The sequence below is a fragment of the uncultured Clostridium sp. genome (assembly GCF_934754925.1).
Classification (GTDB): Bacteria; Bacillota; Clostridia; order Clostridiales; family Clostridiaceae; genus Clostridium.
On sequence record NZ_CAKVJA010000053.1, the window covers coordinates 1 to 16,349 of the forward strand.

14 protein-coding genes are annotated in these 16,349 nt (G+C 27.6%); 12 read left to right on the forward strand and 2 right to left on the reverse strand.

From position 1 onward, the window contains the following. The 6 genes from Q0G30_RS12515 to Q0G30_RS12540 form a co-directional block, all read left to right on the forward strand. A partial coding sequence (locus Q0G30_RS12515; RefSeq protein ID WP_294390603.1) for a nucleotidyltransferase domain-containing protein occupies window positions 1-395 on the forward strand: 395 nt, incomplete at its 5' end. Between the two features lie 182 nt (window positions 396-577). Then, a complete protein-coding gene (locus tag Q0G30_RS12520; protein ID WP_294390604.1) occupies window positions 578-1,570 on the forward strand; it encodes an ADP-ribosylglycohydrolase family protein in 993 nt (330 codons plus the stop codon). Beyond that, a complete protein-coding gene (locus Q0G30_RS12525) occupies window positions 1,570-2,520 on the forward strand; it encodes a PfkB family carbohydrate kinase (protein WP_195516913.1) in 951 nt (316 codons plus the stop codon). The genes Q0G30_RS12520 and Q0G30_RS12525 overlap by 1 nt, the downstream gene beginning before the upstream one ends. A 15-nt stretch (window positions 2,521-2,535) precedes the next feature. Continuing rightward, complete coding sequence (gene pnuC, locus Q0G30_RS12530; RefSeq protein WP_195516921.1) at window positions 2,536-3,231, forward strand: nicotinamide riboside transporter PnuC; 696 nt, start codon at window positions 2,536-2,538, stop codon at window positions 3,229-3,231. A 147-nt stretch (window positions 3,232-3,378) separates the two neighbouring features. Continuing rightward, window positions 3,379-3,522: a hypothetical protein gene (locus tag Q0G30_RS12535; RefSeq protein WP_195516925.1), complete on the forward strand. Its 144-nt coding sequence runs from the start codon at window positions 3,379-3,381 to the stop codon at window positions 3,520-3,522. 195 nt (window positions 3,523-3,717) lie between these two features. Continuing rightward, on the forward strand, window positions 3,718-4,692 hold the full coding sequence (locus Q0G30_RS12540; protein ID WP_294390608.1) for an LCP family protein: 975 nt from the start codon (window positions 3,718-3,720) through the stop codon (window positions 4,690-4,692). 59 nt (window positions 4,693-4,751) lie between these two features. Here Q0G30_RS12540 and Q0G30_RS12545 read toward each other — a convergent pair whose 3' ends face one another. Beyond that, entirely contained in the window at window positions 4,752-7,772 is a 3,021-nt protein-coding gene (locus Q0G30_RS12545) for a glycoside hydrolase family 2 TIM barrel-domain containing protein (RefSeq protein WP_294390611.1), read from the reverse strand. Between the two features lie 207 nt (window positions 7,773-7,979). Between Q0G30_RS12545 and Q0G30_RS12550 the strand changes: the two genes are divergently transcribed. Continuing rightward, a complete protein-coding gene (locus Q0G30_RS12550; protein ID WP_148324419.1) occupies window positions 7,980-8,816 on the forward strand; it encodes an AraC family transcriptional regulator in 837 nt (278 codons plus the stop codon). A gap of 67 nt (window positions 8,817-8,883) precedes the next feature. Here Q0G30_RS12550 and Q0G30_RS12555 read toward each other — a convergent pair whose 3' ends face one another. Then, window positions 8,884-10,248: a glycoside-pentoside-hexuronide (GPH):cation symporter gene (locus tag Q0G30_RS12555; protein WP_148324422.1), complete on the reverse strand. Its 1,365-nt coding sequence runs from the start codon at window positions 10,246-10,248 to the stop codon at window positions 8,884-8,886. A 482-nt stretch (window positions 10,249-10,730) separates the two neighbouring features. On the opposite strand from Q0G30_RS12555, the gene galU reads away from it, so the two are divergent. The 5 genes from galU (at window position 10,731) to Q0G30_RS12580 (ending at window position 16,266) form a co-directional block, all read left to right on the forward strand. Next, window positions 10,731-11,603 (forward strand): UTP--glucose-1-phosphate uridylyltransferase GalU, encoded by an 873-nt coding sequence (gene galU, locus Q0G30_RS12560; RefSeq protein ID WP_294390621.1) that lies wholly within the window; start codon window positions 10,731-10,733, stop codon window positions 11,601-11,603. A 293-nt stretch (window positions 11,604-11,896) separates the two neighbouring features. Continuing rightward, entirely contained in the window at window positions 11,897-12,946 is a 1,050-nt protein-coding gene (locus Q0G30_RS12565; protein WP_294390623.1) for a mannose-1-phosphate guanylyltransferase, read from the forward strand. A gap of 33 nt (window positions 12,947-12,979) precedes the next feature. Next, window positions 12,980-14,050, forward strand: coding sequence for a GDP-mannose 4,6-dehydratase (gmd, locus tag Q0G30_RS12570; RefSeq protein WP_148324431.1), 1,071 nt, complete (start codon window positions 12,980-12,982; stop codon window positions 14,048-14,050). A gap of 57 nt (window positions 14,051-14,107) precedes the next feature. Beyond that, complete coding sequence (locus tag Q0G30_RS12575) at window positions 14,108-15,277, forward strand: DegT/DnrJ/EryC1/StrS family aminotransferase (RefSeq protein ID WP_148324434.1); 1,170 nt, start codon at window positions 14,108-14,110, stop codon at window positions 15,275-15,277. A gap of 53 nt (window positions 15,278-15,330) precedes the next feature. Beyond that, entirely contained in the window at window positions 15,331-16,266 is a 936-nt protein-coding gene (locus tag Q0G30_RS12580; RefSeq protein ID WP_148324437.1) for a GDP-L-fucose synthase, read from the forward strand. The last annotated feature ends 83 nt before the right edge of the window (window positions 16,267-16,349 follow it).

Genomic DNA, 16,349 nt, shown 5'->3' on the forward strand with positions numbered 1-16,349 from the left:
TTTATATGATGAATAATACAGAAATAATAAAAGTAATACATGATATTTTCACAAGGGATGATATTGATGCTTGTTATATTTTCGGAAGTTTTTTAACTAGTAGATTTACAGAACAATCAGATATAGATATTGCTATAGTTGGTAATATTGAATTAGAAGATAGACTTTATATAGAAGGAATTTTAGAAGAAAAATTGAATAGGTCTATAGATTTAGTAAATATAGAGGAATTACCAAAGAATATTCAATTACAGATTGTAAGTAGGAATAAGAAGATTATATTTAAAGAAAATGAAAATACTGATAGATATTTATATGAATTAGATACATGGTATAAGGAAGACTATCCGTTTTGGTTAAAATTACAAAGAGAAATGGGATATGAAGTTCAATAAGATATTGGTTTCGTCCATCTCAAGGACTCCTAGGAGTTGTAAAATTTTCAGTGACAAGCTTATGTTAAAGCATAAGTTTGTTACTATTTTTTTGTTTAAATTTAACTTATAGGTTGACATAACAATACAAGTGTATATACAATTGAAAAATATAGTAAGTTTACAAAAGTAGGGGTGGTAACATGAGAAAGAAAATTGCAGGAGCAATATATGGTATGGCATTAGGTGATGCAATGGGAATGCCTTCAGAACTATGGGGAAGAGAAAAAGTAAGAAAGTACTTTGGTAAAATTGAAGGCTTATTAGATGGACCAAAGGAAAATTCAGTAGCTTGCAACTATAAAAAAGGTCAATTTACAGATGATACTGGACAAGCACTTGTAATAATAGATTCATTAAATGATACAAATTTTAAACCAAACTCAAGGGATATTGCAATTAAGCTTTTAAAGTGGGCCGAAAAAGAAAATGCATTTGAAAATAATATATTAGGACCAACATCAAAGGTTGCATTAGCTAACTTTAGAGATGGAATAAATTCAAAAGCTGTTACAGATAAAGCATTATCAAACGGTTCAGCAATGAGAATTGCACCTATAGGATGTCTTTTTAATTCACATAATAAAGAAAAGTTAGCTGACTTTGTTTATTCTGTTTCTGAAGTAACCCATACTAGTGATATTACAATTGCTGGAGCAGCAATGATAGCAGTTGCTGTTAGTTCTGCTATTGAAAATAATGATTTTGATATTGTTATAAAAGATATTTTTGAAATGGAGCCAATTGCTAGAAGGCTAGGAGCTGAAACTTATAGTCCATCATTAACAGAAAGAATAAAGATAGGTATTTATTTAGCTAATGAATATAAGAATAATGAAGATTTATTTTTAGAAAAGTTATATGACATAGTTGGAGCTGGAGTAAATATAAGTGAATCTGTTCCATCTGCAATTTCTATAGCTTATTATGCACAAGATCCTAATAAGTGTGCTTTACTTTGTGCAAACTTAGCTGGTGATACTGATACAATTGGAGCAATGGCAACGGCAATTTGTGGGGCTTTTAAGGGAATTGATTATATAAAAGAAGAATATATTGAATCTTTAAATAAAGCAAATGATGTTGATTTTAACAACTATATTTCTATTTTAATGAATGGAAGGAGCTGTCTTTAGTGAAAACTTTAGTACTTGGAGCTGCGATAGTAGATATTATTATGAAAATTCCAAGGTTGCCTAAAAGCGGTGAGGACATTTTATGTACTGAGAGAAAATTAACTGTAGGTGGATGTGCATATAATGTTGCAAATATATTAAGGGGCTTTAATGTAAAACATGATTTATTTGTGCCAGTAGGTTCAGGAATTTATGCAGATATAATAAGAAGAAAATTGAATGAAGATGGATATGAAATATTAATTAATGACTTGGAAATAGATAATGGCTATTGTTTATGCTTAGTAGAAGATGATGGGGAAAGAAGTTTTATTACTGTTAATGGAATTGAAGTAAAGCATAAAAAAGAATGGTTTGATAATTTAAATATGAATCAATATGAAAATATATATTTAGCTGGTTATCAACTTTGTGGAGATAACAGTGACATAATAGTAGATTGGCTATTAAAGCAAAGTGATAAAAATATATTTTTTGCACCAGGACCAGTTATTAATAATATAAGTAAAAATACTTTAGAAAAAATATTTTCAATTAATCCAATATTACATCTTAATGAAAAGGAAGCTTTAGAGTTTACTAAAAAGAATAATATAAATGATAGTATTTTAAAATTATATGAATTAACTAAAAGTGTTGTATTTATAACTGTTGGGGAAAGAGGAGTAATATTTTATGATGGAAAAAACATTACTCATATAGAGGGAGAAAAGGTTAAAGTTGTAGATACAATAGGAGCAGGGGATAGTCATATTGGGGCAATTATTTCGGCATATTCTTTATGGGGAAATAAAATGAATTTAAATAATTCTTGGAAATACTATTTAAGTGAAAATAACGGTGAAAATTTTATAAATGGATGTAAATTATCAAATAAGGTAGCAAGTGAAGTTGTGCAAGTACAAGGAGCTAAAATAAGCAAGGAATGTTTTAATAAATTTAATATATAAAAGGGGACTAGTATTATGGATAAGGTTAAAAATTATTTTTCAGATTGGAGTATATTTGAGAAAGTATGGCTAATAACAGTGTGTACAATTATGACTGTTATTTGGTATATAAATGGAGATTCACCATTTTTATTAGCACTTACTTTAACAGGATGTCTTAACTTAGTTTTAGGGGCAAAAGGTAAAATAGCAGGATTATATTTTGCAATTATTAATTGTTTATTATATTCATATCAATGTATGGGTGTAAAGCTTTATGGGGAAGTAATGTATAATATGTTATTTAGTATTCCTGTTAGTGCTATAGCAATATATTTATGGAATAAGAATAAAGATGATGATGGCAAAATAAGATTTAAGGTTATGCCAATGAAAGTAATAATAGCAACTTTTGTTGGTACATTAATAGCTGTATTTTTATATGCAAAGGTATTGAATTTATTAGGGGGAAATTTAGCATTTATGGATTCTTTAACAACTGTAGTTTCTGTTGTTGCTAGTATTCTTTATTTAATGAGGTTTTCTGAACAATGGTTAATGTGGGTTGGAGTAAATGCTTTATCAATAGTAATGTGGATTATGGTATATGCATCTGGTGATAAGAGTGCAATTATTATAATAGTTATGAAGGTTACTAATTTATTGAATTCTTTATATGGTTATTATAATTGGAAGCAAATTGCAACTGATGTTGAAGCAGTGGAGGCATAGGATTTTGCTTCTCTCAAGGGGCCTAAGGGATTAAGATTTTTTGTTGACAAGCTTATAATAAACTTTACCATTAATCATTAAAAGTAGCAATGTGAAATAATATTTATCCATTAGAATGTAGCAGTAAAGTAAATTTAGAAGCTGTTGATGGAGAAATTGTATTTAGTAGCTTTGATATTTGGACAATTGAAGTGTAATGAGCAAGTAGTAGATTTATTAAATCAAGGGTTGTTATTAACAACAAGAATAGGAGCTTTAGAATCTATACCAACATGGGATGAAGTTTTTTGAATATATGAATTAAAATTATTTAAAAGTAAAATGAGGTATTCACTTTAGTGGATACCTTATTTTTATAATTATATTAAATAACTTATTAGATAGGTGAAAAATAATAAAAAATGTGATATTATTACTAATAAATAATAAAATTGGATAAAAATATGCAAAGTAAATGACACAGTATTTAGCGTAGGAGAAAGAAAAATGACTAAAGGTAAAAAGATAACAATTTGGATTTTAGCAATAGTATTAGCAGTTATTGTAGGAACAGTAGGTACAGTTTATTTTTACGGAAATAACTTATTTAATAAGTTAGAAAAGGTTGAAATTGATAAAGAGGATATTGGTATTACGGAAGAAGTACAAGAAAAGTTATCACAATATAGCAATAGTATAATTAATATTGCACTATTTGGAGTTGATGCAGTAGATGGTGATGTTGGAAGATCAGATTCTATAATGATAGCAACTATAGATACAGTACATAAAAAGTTAAAATTAACATCAATAATGAGAGATTCTTATGTTGCAATTGATGGTCATGGAAATGATAAACTTAATCATGCTTATGCTTTTGGAGGACCTCAATTAGCAATAAAAACTTTAAATGAAAACTTTGATTTAAATATAGAGAATTTTGCATCTGTTAATTTTGAAACATTACCTAAGATAATAGATGAACTTGGAGGAATAGAATTAAATATAGATGCAGATGAATTAGAATATATAAATGGTTATATAGCACATCTTAATAATATTAATGGAACTAGTGAACCAGCTATAGAGTCTACAGGGATTCAACATGTAAGTGGCACACAAGCCTTAGCTTTTTGTAGAATTAGATATACTTCTGGTGGGGATTATAAAAGAACTGAAAGACATAGAGAAGTATTAACAGAAATATTTAAAAAGATAGAGACTATGCCAGTAAATTCTTATCCATCATTATTATCAGAAATATTGCCTATGGTTAATACAAGCTTAGGTTACTCTGATATATTAGAATTAGGAACTGAAGTATTAAAGCTTGGTGATTCAAATTTACAACTAGAAAGATTCCCGCTTGATGATTATTGTGAGGGAAAGATGATAAGTGGAATATATTATTTAACATTTGATAAAGAAGTAACTGTTGAACAGTTGCATAATTATATTTTTGAAGACAAAATTACATGGTAATTTAGAAAAATGGACCCTCGGAGACCAAAAAGCTGGTCTTCAGGGGTCCTAAAGTTTTTTTATACTATAAGTTTTAAATAGAAATTGTATGAAAACTTTTCTTCATTAAGTCTATATTCTTCAGGTAAATCAGGACCACAACTATTTGATCCAATTCCGCTTTGTTTATAGTCTACAATTAAGTAAGTAAAGTTCTCTTCATTTAAATCAAAGTTATGACTAGTATTAGTTAATTGATAAATGGAAAAATGTGAAGCATTAAAAGCAAAATCATTTTCAGATAAAATATATAGCTTTCCAGAGTTATTATTAATAGATACTTCTCTACAGAAGTGATGACTTCCGTTTTCTTGAGGTTTTATATAATCTTCATGCATTTCAGAAACCTTTGAATTAAATCTACCTAAATAACAAGATGAATTTTTATCTATATAATTTTCATATGGACCAAAACCAAAATAATTTACATTTTCATATGATTTGTTTAATTTAAGTTCTACTCCAAAGCGTGGTAAATAAGGAGTTTTCATATTTTTATTGGCTTCAATATTACAGTTGATTAAACCACATGGATAGATAGTCCACGTTACTGTAACATCAACTACTTTTTCTCTATAAGGTGGAATCAAACTTAAGAAACTAACTATTTCTAGTTTATTTGAATACTCTTTAATTTCAGTATTGTATACATATGTTGTAATTTGATTAAAGCCAGCTTCAATCCAATCATTTTTGATTTTTCTATCATTATCTGTAGGAGATCTCCAAATAACAAATTCTAATGGGTTATCTATAAATACTTCTCCTAATGATTCAATAAATTCAAAAGTTCCTGTATTTTTATTATATACGTAAGTTAATCTTGAATTTGTAATTTTAATTTTATTAATAGATTCCTCTACATTAAGCTTTTCTTCATCATTAGTAATTTGCGTTAGTTTATTTACAGATTCTATATTTGTTGCTTCATTCTTTATAATAAATTGATCATGACCTAGTATAGTACCTTTTTTATAAAGAGAATGGTCATATTTTATACTAGACTCAATTAATATAGTAATAATTCCAACAGGTAATTCTGATATATTTAACTTATACCATTTTTCTTCTTGTGGATTTAAGCTTTCTAAGATTAATTTATCTACTAAAATAACTTCGCCATCTAATAATACTTTATAGTTAATATCTAATACTTCATTAGCGTTAGTAAAATTAAGCATATTTTTAAGTTTAACTTTTTTATTAGCTTGGTCAAATTCTAATGCTCTTATAGGTCTATTAATATTTTTATATTCTAATAATCCAGTATGAGGTTTTCTATCAGGATAAACTAAACCATCAACACAGAAGTTTCCATCGTGGTTTTCTTCTCCAAAATCTCCACCATATCCATATGCTTTTTTACCATCTTCGCTTTCATGTATAAGAATAGCATGATCGCACCATTCCCAAACGTATGCACCTGCAAATTCATCATGATTTTGAATAAGGTCATCATATTCAATTAATCCACCAGGACCATTACCCATTGCATGTGCATATTCACATAAGATGAATGGTTTATCTATACCATTTTTAAAATAATCTTCAATTTCTTCTAGGCTTGGATACATACGACTAATAACATCAAGGTTACTAAAATCATTTTTTCTTTCCTTGCTAGCATAATATGCACCTTCATAATGTACTGGACGTGTAGTATCTAGCTCTTTAGCATATTTTGCTCCACTTTCGAAGTTTACTCCAAATCCTGATTCATTTCCAAGTGACCACATAAAAATACAAGATCTATTTTTAAAAGGAACTATAGATGAATCAATTCTATCAATGATAACATTTTCATAAGTTTTATCATCAGCTATCATATTATAATTATCTAAATAGCCTTTTCCATATAACTCAACAACTCCATGAGTTTCAATATCTGCTTCATTCATAACGTAAAATCCGTATTCATCACATAGTTCATAGAAAATTGGAGATTTAGGATAGTGTGAAGCTCTTATAGAGTTAATATTGCATTCTTTCATTAATTTTAAATCTAAAATAAGATCATCATAAGCAACAACATATCCTTTAGTTGGACTAGAGTCATGATGATTAACACCTTTTAATTTTATAGGTACATTATTAATCTTTAAAACAGCGTTTTCTATTTTAACTTCTCTCATACCTATTCTTTCTTTTATAACCTCATTTTCTGTTTCTAGTAATAGAGTATATAAACTAGGTGATTCGGCACTCCAAAGCTCTATATCCTTAATATCTATTTGTAAATTATTATTTTCTATATTTCCAGAAGATATTTTATCATTATTAGGATTAATCAGTGTATATTTAATATTTGGATTACCAATTGTAGAAAGAATTTCAACAGATATTTTTCCTTCTTTATCTAATACATTTATAGTAGGAATTACCTTGTAATCTAAAATTCTTGATTTTGCTCTCTTTAAGATATAGACATCTCTAAAAATTCCTGACATTCTAAACTTGTCCTGATCTTCAAAATAAGTACCATCACACCATTTTAAAACTAATACTGTAATTGTATTTTTCCCGTTTACTAAAAGTGGTGTAATATCAAATTCTGATATGCTGTGAGATATCTGACTGTAACCAACAAAAGTTCCATTTATCCAAAAATAAAAACAAGAATCCACACCTTCAAAATTTATATTATAATCGTATTTTTCAGGGGATATTTTAAAGTCAAATTCTTTTTGATAAACTGCACATGGATTATCCTTTGGAACAAAAGGTGGATTATAAGGAATAGGGTATTTTACATTAGTATATTGATTATAATCATAGCCATTAACTTGCCAAACAGAAGGTACTTCCATTGTAGTTGGAAAATTAATTTCGTTAATATCATTAATTTCTTTAATTAATTGTAGGCTATTGAAATAATTAAATTTCCATTTTCCATTAAGTGAAAAAAAGTTATTTTGTTTATTTCTATCTTTAACAGTAAGAGCTTCATTAGTATCTACAAAGGGAATATAATAACTTCTTCTTTTCATCATATTCACATGTAGTTTAGAAATATCTTCATGGTATTCATTTAATAATAGCATTTTTTCCTCCCAATACATTTAATATTATTGTGGTTTAATGAAACATAACAACATAATTATGAAACATAATTCCATATAACTTCTCTTAAAATTTATTTTTTTATCTACAATTTAATATTAATATTCAAATTAATATTTTAGAATAGTTAAAAGGTTCTAAAATATGTTATAATGTTTCCTGTGAAGCTAAAGGGGTGAGAGATATATATGCAAATACTATGGAAAAAATACACTAAGGAGAATTTTGAAATAAATGTAGATGAATGTGGAATAGAACAAGGTGTTCCAGGCTTTGGGTATAAGTATGAGGTGTTGAAAAATGTTGTTATACATTATGTAAGTAAAGGAGAAGGTACTTTTAAGTTAAATGATAACCTATATAATTTAAAGCAAGGTGATATATTTATATTATTAAAGGGAATGAAAGTTGAGTATATGGCATCTATAGATGATCCTTGGGAGTATTATTGGATAGGTTTTAGTGGTTCAAATGCAAATGAATATTTAAATAGAACCTCTATTATTGATTCATATACTGCTAGATGTAAAGAAGATTCAAAAATACCGCATATAATATTAAAGATGTGTGAAATATCAAAAACTTATAATCCTTCATGTTCTGATGACATATTATTATTAAGGGAACTTTATTCATTATTACATATTCTTATAGAGGAGTTTCCTAAAGCTTTTGAGTGTAAGGATAGAGAGTTACATACGTATATTCAAGAAGCTATTAATTTTATTAATTCTAATTATATGAATAGTATAACTGTTAATGAAATTGCTAATCATGTAAATTTAAGTAGAAGTTATTTATATAAAATGTTTATAAAAAATCTTAAGGTTTCTCCACAAAAGTATCTGATAAATCTTAGAATGTATAATGCAACACTTTTATTAAAAAATACTAAGATTCCTATAGGAGAAGTTGCAAGTAAGGTAGGATATAGTGATTCTCTGTTATTTTCAAAAACTTTTTCTAAATATTTTTCAATGTCTCCATTAAATTATAGAAATAATCAGTTAAATAAAACAAAATAATATTTAAAATATAAAAAGTATAAATAAGGTTTATATAAAAACTTTATTTATACTTTTTATTAGTTATTTATTCACTTATTCTTGTAACACCGTTTCTTAAGTCATCAACTATTGCATCATATTCAGCTTCTGATAAATTATATCTTTTTAATAATAAGAAACTTACCATTATAATTATACATGGAATTAAAGTTTGCATTATATGGATTCCGTTTAGTGTAAATGCAGATTGAGCTGAATTAGCATTATATCCAATATAAGCTAAAATATATCCGCATAAAGCTCCACCAATGGCATTAGAAATTTTACTTTTAAATATATTTAAAGAGAATATCATTCCTTCAGATCTTTTACCTGTTTGCCATTCACCATATTCAACACAATCAGCAACCATTGAAGTTAAGGTAATATAACCAGCACCATCAAAAATACCACATATAAAGTTTATAGCTATCATTGCATATAATGAAGAATATGATAGTGAGAATATTAAAAATGCCCCAAGTGCAGTAACTAATAGTCCTAAAAGTGCAGTATTTCTTTTTCCAAGTTTTTTTGTTAAGTATGGAGATATTAATCCTCCTAATATACTTGCTACTAGAGTAACTGAAGTTACAACAGGAATCATCATTTCTGCATTAAAGTTATACTTTATATAGTATATAGAAATTGTATTTTTTATTGAACCACTTAATTCTAATACTAACATTGATAATAGAACTATTCTTAAAGGTTTATTTGTCTTCAATAAATTTACAAATTGTTTAAAGCCTTGTTTTTCTTTTTTAGTTTTAGTAGTGTTAAGTTCCTTAACTCCAAGAGCTGTAATCCAAATAAATATACTTGCAAAAACAGCGTAAATTATTGCTACCTTTGTCCAACTTTTAAGAGCTGAAACAAGAGGAATAGTAAGAGTAGAAATTATGAATCCACCTACATATGCTATTGTTCTTGCAGAAGTAACAATTTTAGTTTTCCCTTCAGAAGATCTTGTAATATTAGCAGAAAGTGACCAATATGGTATGTCCATAGCAGTAAAGGATATTCCCCATAAGATATATGATGCGTACATCCATATAATTTTATTACTATAACTTAAATCTGGGGTAGAAAAACACATTATAGTTGTAATTGATATAAATATTGGAACAGCAAATAAATAAGGTCTGCTTTTTCCAATTTTAGTATTAGTATTATCAACTATAACACCCATTATAGGATCTGTTATACCATCGATAATTCTTGCTACTAAAAATAATGTACCTACGGCGGCAGCTCCTATTCCAAAACTATCAGTTAAGAAAATTAAAAGATAAGTATTAATTAAAGAAAATATAATATTATTTCCTAGACTTCCAGCGGCATAGCTAGATAAAGTTTTTATAGAAATATCATCACTTTTATTAATTTTATTGTTTATTATTGTATTCAAACCATCACCTCTATATTTTATAATAAAATCTACAATACCTGTTTAATTAAACTTTTAATAGAAATCGATTTCTTAATTCATATTAATATTACAAAATTTTATTTTATAATAATATAGCATTAAGTTTCTAAAATATTGATTTATATTTCCTAATTAAAAATATTGTAATTATAAAATATGTTTTAGTTGTGAGCATTAAAAATTAAATTATTATTTTATTAATAAGAAGGTTTTATTATATTTTTTGATAAAAAAATAGATAAAATTCCCAAAATATATATTAGATGTTGAAATATATCGTACGGATGTATATTTAAAATATAGCTTATAATGGTATAATGTAATATATTACTGTCTGAAATAGTAAACGAATAAAATTACAATAACACATATACTTAGAATATTTGTAAAGTGTTTATTAACAGCTTACATAAAATATTATATTTAAAGTATAGTAACGAAGTAAGGAGACAATAGGAGTTATGGAAAAGAGAATAAGAAAAGCAATAATACCTGCAGCTGGTCTTGGAACTAGATTTTTACCAGCAACAAAGGCCCAACCAAAAGAAATGCTTCCAATAGTTGATAAGCCAACATTACAATACATAATAGAGGAATGTGTTGCATCAGGTATAGAAGAAATTCTTATAATAACAGGAAGAAATAAAAAGAGTATAGAAGATCATTTTGATAGAAGTGTTGAACTTGAAATGGAACTTGAAAAGGCTGGAAAGCAAGAAATGCTTGAAATGGTTAGAGAAATATCTGACATGGTAAATATTTATTTCATAAGACAAAAAGAACCAAGAGGATTAGGACATGCTATCCTTTGTGCAAAGACATTTGTAGGGGATGAGCCTTTCGCAGTGCTACTTGGAGATGACGTTGTTTATAATGATAGAAAGCCATGCTTAAAGCAACTTATGGATTGCTATAGTGAATATAAGACTTCAGTTTTAGGTGTTCAAACTGTAGCAGAAGAAGATGTAAATAAATATGGAATAGTTGGTGGAATACATATTGAAGATAGAGTATACAAGGTTAAGAACTTAGTGGAAAAGCCTTCTGTAGGAGAAGCACCATCTAATGTTGCAATCTTAGGTAGATATATAATTACACCAAAAATATTTGAAATATTAGAAAAGACAGCACCAGGTAAAGGAAATGAGATTCAACTTACAGATGCCCTTCTTAAGTTAATTGAAGAAGAAGCTATGTATGCCTATGATTTTGAAGGAAGAAGATATGATGTAGGAGATAAGCTTGGATTCCTTGAAGCTACAGTTGAATATGCTCTGAGAAAAGAAGATTTAAGAGATGGATTCATTGATTATTTAAAAACTATTATAAAATAGAAGATAGTTTTGAGTTATATTAAGGGGGCTATACTATTGTATAGCTTTTTTTTCCTTATGTATGATATTGATTAATAATATAATTGTAGATGTTATTCATTAGTTTGTCTTTATAATTAAATAAAGTAGTATATAATATAGCATTCACTAATTATCTTTTATTATTTTTAAATAGATTGAGTAAATGAAAATTTAATATATTAGTGTTTAATACAAATATATTAAGATAATAGCCGAGACGTAACTTATATTGTTATATTATAAAATTTCATCGAAAATGGGGGGGTTATATTATGCTATGCGCTTTAATTATGGCAGGAGGAAAGGGAACAAGATTTTGGCCATTATCTACAGAAGAGAAACCAAAGCAGTTTTTGAACTTAATTGGTGAAAATACTATGATACAAATGACTATAAATAGGATAAAGCCTATAATACCAATGGAACGAATATTTGTATGTACTGGTGAAATGTATGTTAATTTAGTAAAAGAACAAATTCCGGATTTACCAGAAAGAAATATCGTAGTAGAACCAGAAGGAAGAAATACTGCACCATGTATTGCGTTATCAGCAATGGTAATAGATAGATATTATAAAAATGCTAATATGGTAGTATTACCTTCAGATCACTTAATAAAAGATGAAGACGAGTTTAGAAATACTATTTTAGCAGCACATAATTTCATAAATGATAAAGATGAAGCCATAGTTACTTTGGGGATGAATCCCACAAGGCCAGAAGTAGGTTATGGTTATATTAAATATAGTTATGAGACTTTAAAGTCAAATGGGTTTAGAGTTATAAAGGTGGAATCTTTTGTGGAAAAGCCTAACTTAGACACAGCGAAGAAGTATTTAAGAGAAGGTAATTATTTATGGAACGGTGGAATGTTTATTTGGAGTATTAATAATATAATAAATCAAATAAAAATATATTCGCCAGATACATATAACTCACTTATAAATATAAAAGAAGTAAGTGAAAACAAATTACAAGAAAGTATTAATAAAAGCTATGAAAATACAGAATCAACTTCTATTGATTATGCTGTTTTAGAAAAATCTAAAGATGTTTATGTAATTCCAAGTAATTTTGGATGGGATGATGTAGGAAACTGGGAAGCATTAGATAGATATAGAGATAAAGACGAGGCTGGTAATGTACTAGTTGGAAAAAGTAAGGCTATTAAAGCAAATAATAATTTAGTTATTTCATCTAACAATAGTGTAGTAGTTGATGGATTAAATGATATATATATCATAGAAAGTGATGGAAAAGTTTTAGTTGGACAAAAGTCTAATGTAGCTAATATTAAGGAATTAAAAAATATAGTTTTATAATAAATTTGAATAAAAACATTTGGAGGAAGGTTAATGAAAAAAGTAGCTTTAATTACAGGAATAACAGGACAAGATGGTTCATATCTAACAGAATTATTATTAGAAAAGGGATATGAAGTACATGGAATAGTAAGAAGACATTCATCTATCAATACTTCAAGAATAGATCATCTATTTGAAGATCCTAATATAGGTGGAAAAACTCTATTTTTACATCATGGTGATTTAACAGATTCATCAAATTTAAATAGATTAATAGAAAAAATTAAGCCGCAAGAAATATATAACTTAGCAGCACAATCACATGTTGCAGTATCTTTTGAAGTGCCAGAATATACAGCTGAAACAACTGGAATAGGTACATTAAGATTATTAGATGCAATAAGAGAATCAGGGGTTAAGTGTAAATTTTATCAAGCATCTACTTCAGAATTATTTGGTGGACTTCCAGACACTGCGCCACAAAATGAAAACACTCCATTTTATCCAAAGAGTCCATATGGAGTAGCTAAGCTTTACTCTTATTGGATAACTGTAAATTATAGAGAATCCTATAATATGTTTGCTTGTAATGGTGTATTATTTAATCATGAGTCTCCAAGAAGAGGTGAAACTTTCGTTACTAGAAAGATAACTAGAGCAGTTGCATCTATAATGGCAGGTAAGCAAGAAAAATTATCATTAGGTAATATGGATGCAAAGAGAGACTGGGGATTTGCTGGAGATTACGTTGAAGGAATGTGGAGAATTTTACAACAAGAAAAGCCACAAGATTATGTATTAGCTACTAATGAAACTCATACTGTAAGAGAGTTTGTTGAATTAGCATTCGCTGAGGTTGGAATTGAGATTGAATGGAAAGGAACTGGAGTAGATGAGAAGGGATATGATAAAGCTACTGGAAGAATGTTAGTAGATGTTAATCCAAGATATTTTAGACCAGCTGAAGTTGAATTATTATGGGGAGACTCTTCTAAGGCTGAAAGAGAATTAGGTTGGGAAAGAAAAGTAAGTTTTAGAGATTTAGTTTCTATGATGGTAGATTCTGATATGAAGGAGATTGCAGGAATTTCTTCGGAAGAATTTAGAAATAGAGATAAATAGTTTAAATATTAATTAATTTAATATTTACCTAGATTATTATATAAGGGAGAAAACAGTATGATAGATTTAAAACTAGCAACAGAATCATGGGATGAAAGAGAATATCAAGCTATAGAAAGAGTTGTTAAATCAGGAAGATTTTCTATGGGAAAAGAAGTCCAAGAGTTTGAAAAGAAATTTGCAAAATATTTTGGAAGCAAATATGCTGTTATGGTTAATTCAGGTTCGTCAGCTAATTTATTAGCAATAGGAGCATTATTTTTTTCAAAGAAGTATAATTTAAAATCAGGAGATGAGGTAATTGTACCTGCTGTTTCTTGGGCAACAACATATACACCACTTCAACAATATGGATTAAAGGTCAAGTTTGTAGATATAGATTTAGATACTTTAAATTTAGATATTAACAAAGTAGAAGAAGCTATTACAAAAAATACAAAGGCAATATTCGCAGTTAATTTATTAGGAAACCCAATAGATTATTGTAAATTAAATGAAATTGCTAAGAAAAATGATATTATTATTATTGAAGATAATTGTGAGTCTATGGGAGCTTCTTTAAATAATAAATATTTAGGAACATATGGTGTTATGGGAACATTTAGCACTTTCTTCTCTCATCATATATCAACTATGGAAGGTGGGGTCATTGTAACTGATGATAAGGAGTTATATGACATTTTATTAAGTTTAAGAGCTCATGGATGGACTAGAAATTTAGATTCTAATAGTGAAATCTACACTAAAAGGGATAATGAGTTTTACGAATCATTTAACTTTATATTACCAGGATATAATGTTAGGCCTTTAGATATGGAAGGTGCTTTAGGTAAGGAGCAATTAGATAAATTAGAAATGATAGTAGAAAATAGAAGAAAAAATGGTGCTGTTTTTGAAAAGCTATTTTCAGATATTGAAGGAATAAGAATACAAAAATCAATAGGCAAGGCATCATACTTTGGTTTTGCTATTATTGTTGATGAAAATGCTAAGTTTACTAGAGAGCAACTAGTAAATGAATTAAGAAATCAAGGGGTAGAATGTAGACCTATAGTAGCTGGAAACTTTACTAAAAATGAAGTAATAAAGTATTTTAACTATGAAATATTTGGACAACTTACAAATGCAGATATAATTCATGATAATGGTTTATTTATAGGAAATCATCATTTTGATATTACAGATAAATTAAAGGAGATAGCTTCACTTATAAAGAATTTAGCTTAATTTATAAAGTTCTGTATAGATTATTTTATGTTATATGAGGAGAAAAATCATTAATGAATAAAGATGATAAAATATATGTTGCTGGTCATAGGGGAATGGTTGGATCAGCAATAAAAAGAAGATTAGAAAAAGAAGGGTATACTAATATTATTGTTAAAACATCAAAAGAGTTAGATTTAACTAACCAAGCTAAAGTTGATGAATTTTTTAGTGTAGAAAAACCGGATTATGTATTTTTAGCTGCTGCTAAAGTTGGTGGAATAATGGCAAATATAGAAAGCCCAGGGAAATTTATATATGATAATTTAATGATATCAACTAATGTAATTCATGCGGCATATAAAAATAATGTTAAGAAATTAATGTTTTTAGGAAGTAGTTGCATTTATCCAAGAAATTGTCCTCAACCAATGAAGGAAGAGTATTTATTAGATGGTAAATTAGAGCCTACTAACGAAGCATATGCTTTAGCGAAAATCTCAGGGTTAAAGATGTGCGAATATTATAATAAGCAATATAACACTAATTTTATTAGTGTTATGCCTTCAAATATTTATGGAGAAAATGATAATTTCTCAAAAGAATCTTCACATGTAGTTGCAGCTTTAATAAGAAAGTTCCATGAGGCAAAGGTTGCAAATAATGAAGTAGTTGAAATTTGGGGAACAGGAAAAGCTCGTAGGGAATTTATATATGTTGATGATGTAGCTGATGCATGTGTATATTTAATGAATGAATATTCAGAAGATCAACATGTTAATATAGGAACTGGTGAAGATGTATCTATTAAAGAATTAGCTGAAATAATTAATGAAGTAATTGGATTTAAAGGAAGAATAGAATTTAATACAGATAAACCAGATGGTATGCCTAGAAAACTTTGTGATGTATCTAAATTACATTCATTAGGATGGAACCATAGAGTTAACTTAAAAGAAGGTATTGCTAAATCATATAAATGGTTTATAGATACTTTAGAAAAGTTTTAAAAAAAATTAGAGACTGTAGATAATTTTGTGTAATATAGTTTCTTATAAATCAAATATTACTGGAAATTTTGATTTCCAGTAAT

Bases quoted from the DNA above. Each gene is read 5' to 3' on its own strand.
- Q0G30_RS12520 (WP_294390604.1), top strand. From the start codon at position 578: ATGAGAAAGAAAATTGCAGGAGCAATATATGGTATGGCATTAGGTGAT.
- pnuC (WP_195516921.1), top strand. From the start codon at position 2,536: ATGGATAAGGTTAAAAATTATTTTTCAGATTGGAGTATATTTGAGAAA.
- Q0G30_RS12535 (WP_195516925.1), top strand. From the start codon at position 3,379: ATGGAGAAATTGTATTTAGTAGCTTTGATATTTGGACAATTGAAGTGT.
- Q0G30_RS12540 (WP_294390608.1), top strand. From the start codon at position 3,718: ATGACTAAAGGTAAAAAGATAACAATTTGGATTTTAGCAATAGTATTA.
- Q0G30_RS12545 (WP_294390611.1), bottom strand. From the start codon at position 7,772: ATGCTATTATTAAATGAATACCATGAAGATATTTCTAAACTACATGTG.
- Q0G30_RS12550 (WP_148324419.1), top strand. From the start codon at position 7,980: ATGCAAATACTATGGAAAAAATACACTAAGGAGAATTTTGAAATAAAT.
- galU (WP_294390621.1), top strand. From the start codon at position 10,731: ATGGAAAAGAGAATAAGAAAAGCAATAATACCTGCAGCTGGTCTTGGA.
- Q0G30_RS12565 (WP_294390623.1), top strand. From the start codon at position 11,897: ATGCTATGCGCTTTAATTATGGCAGGAGGAAAGGGAACAAGATTTTGG.
- gmd (WP_148324431.1), top strand. From the start codon at position 12,980: ATGAAAAAAGTAGCTTTAATTACAGGAATAACAGGACAAGATGGTTCA.
- Q0G30_RS12575 (WP_148324434.1), top strand. From the start codon at position 14,108: ATGATAGATTTAAAACTAGCAACAGAATCATGGGATGAAAGAGAATAT.
- Q0G30_RS12580 (WP_148324437.1), top strand. From the start codon at position 15,331: ATGAATAAAGATGATAAAATATATGTTGCTGGTCATAGGGGAATGGTT.